Raw genomic sequence first — 2738 nt, 5'->3', positions numbered from 1 at the left:
ATCTTTTCTCTTATTTGTCAAAATCTAAATCCGCTAATCAATAAAAATTTTTGAAAATGTCTGCAATAAAGTATGTAATTTTACATTGTCAGACACCTTCTTTCTACACGCAACAAAAAAAGCGAACAAAAACAACACGTACTAAATGTATCAGAACGTGTTTTTTGTTCGCTTTTTAAACTATTATATTTTAATTTACAGATAGTTAATTCATCTGTCTGTCTGTCTGTCTGTCTGTCTGTCTGTCTGTCTGTCTGTCTGTCTGTCTGTCTGTCTGTCTGTCTAATTATTATGTTCTTACCTTCCATCGTATGTCAACCCTTTTGAAAATTTTTCATAAATATTATACTATAATTTAAGTGAAAATGCAATAAAATGCATTTGACACTTATTGCTGTTTTTTGCCTTTGAATAGTACAAATTCTAATAACATCTCTTCAAAAGAAAGATTCAGATATTAACATCTGTAAAAGCAAAAGATATACACTCCTCATAAAAACTGTCCATAGATAATCTACGGACAGAAAAAATTTATATTTTTTATTTCTCTACTTAGGACAAAGTCATTTTATATTTAGCCAGTCCCATTTGTTTATTACTTTTCTTTACGGAAGCACATAAACCAGTCAAGGCAATATTGCTTATCTGTTTGATTATCCATTCGTTCTTTTGCAGTACCGCAGCTTCCAGCTGTCGGAACAATAACATCATCTCCCGGTCTCCAATCTGCTGGAGTGGCACAGCTTTCTTCATCAGCTTTCTGCAATGCCAAAATAATACGTTTGATTTCATCAAAGTTTCTACCTGTTGTAAGCGGATAATAAAGAATCGTACGAATCTTTCCGTTCGGATCAATCACAAAGACTGCACGCACTGCTTGAGTATTAGATGCTCCAGGTTGAATCATACCGTACTTATTTGCTACTTCCATACGAATATCTTCGATCAGAGGGAAAGTAACTTGTATGTCCTTTTTCCCGTTCCACTCCAACTCCTGAATCTTACGTAACCAAGCAATATGTGCATAAAGAGAATCAACGGATAAACCGATCAACTCTGTGTTTAACTCCTTGAATTCATCAATCATAGAGCCAAATGTCATAAACTCTGTTGTACACACAGGTGTAAAGTCTGCCGGGTGTGAAAATAAAATGACCCATTTCCCTTTATAATCTTCAGGAAAACGAATCGTTCCTTGTGTTGTAACAGCCTCAAAAGCAGGGGCATCTTCTCCAATTAACGGCATAGTATTTCTGATTTCTTCCATAATTCAAACTCCTTTCCTAAAAGCAAATTGATTTTTTGTTTGCTTTAATGATATAATATAACACAAATACAACAAAATATTGAACAAATCGCTATAAAAATAGGAGAATATTGTATGGATACTATTGTTTTTGAAAATTCACTTTTGCCGGTATATTACTGCACTGAAAGTATATCAAAGCGTTCAACACATAGCGAAATTTCTCATTGGCATGATGAACTTGAAATTATCGTTGTCATAAAAGGATCAATTCTTTGTAAAACAGGAAATGCAGAATTCGAATTATTATCCGGAGATGTTTGCTTCATTAACCGTAAACAGTTACATCGCATTCATACCACCGATATTCATGAAAGCCATAATGTCCTTATCATCGGAACGAAACTACTTATGGAAAATCCTCAAATATATGATAAATTCTTTCGTTCGATGCTGGAGGATTCTTCCTTTTCTCACATACATTTTACCGGGAAAGACTCATGTGCAGCAAAAATAAAGGAAGATATTCTTGCAATAGAAAAATCACTACAAGAAAAAGATTGTGGCTATGAACTGGATATACTATCTTCGATATTCCGTATCGGAAGATATCTATATATTGCATACGCTAAGAAAGATGTCCACGATTACCTCGATAACAATGTCTTGATTCAGCAAAAAATGGCAGAATATATCTATGCACATTTTTCAGAAAGTTTGACGTTAGAAACCATTGCACAATCAGGCAATGTCAGTAAAAGCCAAGCCTCTAAGCTATTTAAGAAATACACAGGACTTTCTCCGATTTCATACCTAAATCGTCATCGGCTTGAAATCTCATTGAACCTACTACGCAGTACCGACCATTCTATAGCTGATATAGCACAACGCTGTGGTTTTTCAGATCAGAGCTATTTCAACCGTCTATTTCTGCGTGAATACGGAACAACACCATTTAAGTACCGTAATGGGATATGCAGTGATTAATGTTTTACGGGATAATTTAGTAATTTAATTCAAAACATGAAAGGGCAGTCGATTCAATTCACTGCCCTTTACATTATTTAAGCTAAAAGAAAATATTTTGTATTGTTTTAATAATCGTTGGTATAGAAGTTATAACTATAGCTCCTATAATAAAAACAGTTATAACAAACCACAAACTCCCTTTTTCTTCGTTGTTCTTTTTCATTCTCATATTCTTTGTAAAACATGCAGAATTTACTAAAGTTTCTTTCTTCTTTCTCTAACTCCCACAGCAATAAGCATCAATCCTGATAATCCAGCCAACATAGCGTACAATGACAAATCAGATCCGTCTCCTGTCTTTGGCAATGTCTTATTATCTGGTGCTTGTGGTTTATTATTGTCAGGATTTGGTTTCGGTTTATTGTCGTCAGGATTTGGTTTCGGTTTATTGTCATCAGGATTTGGTTTCGGCTTATCCTTTTCTATTACAGTAACTGTTGCTTTTTTAGTTGTACTTGCTCCG

At 34.3% G+C, this 2738-nt stretch carries 4 protein-coding genes; 1 reads left to right on the top strand and 3 read right to left on the bottom strand.

Annotation, left to right across the window (positions count from 1 at the left end; translation table 11 throughout):
• Positions 1-80: 80 nt before the first annotated feature.
• Together BM120_RS10570 and BM120_RS10565 are read right to left on the bottom strand one after the other, a co-directional pair.
• Positions 81-308, bottom strand: coding sequence for a hypothetical protein (locus BM120_RS10570; protein WP_091994324.1), 228 nt, complete (start codon positions 306-308; stop codon positions 81-83).
• Positions 309-595: 287 nt separating this feature from the next.
• Complete coding sequence (locus tag BM120_RS10565; RefSeq protein WP_091995825.1) at positions 596-1267, bottom strand: peroxiredoxin; 672 nt, start codon at positions 1265-1267, stop codon at positions 596-598.
• A gap of 114 nt (positions 1268-1381) precedes the next feature.
• Here BM120_RS10565 and BM120_RS10560 point away from each other — a divergent pair, with 114 nt between their 5' ends.
• Positions 1382-2233, top strand: a complete 852-nt coding sequence (locus BM120_RS10560) for an AraC family transcriptional regulator (RefSeq protein WP_091995823.1) — start codon at positions 1382-1384, stop codon at positions 2231-2233.
• Positions 2234-2470: 237 nt separating this feature from the next.
• Here the strand turns inward: BM120_RS10560 and BM120_RS10555 are convergent.
• The coding region (locus BM120_RS10555; RefSeq protein WP_177187432.1) for a sortase B protein-sorting domain-containing protein at positions 2471-2738 on the bottom strand (268 nt) is incomplete at its 5' end.

The organism is Peptostreptococcus sp. D1, assembly GCF_900112955.1.
Classification (GTDB): domain Bacteria; phylum Bacillota; class Clostridia; order Peptostreptococcales; family Peptostreptococcaceae; genus Peptostreptococcus.
The sequence above is the reverse complement of the archived record's forward strand: the minus strand, read 5'-3'. Positions and strand labels throughout refer to the sequence as shown.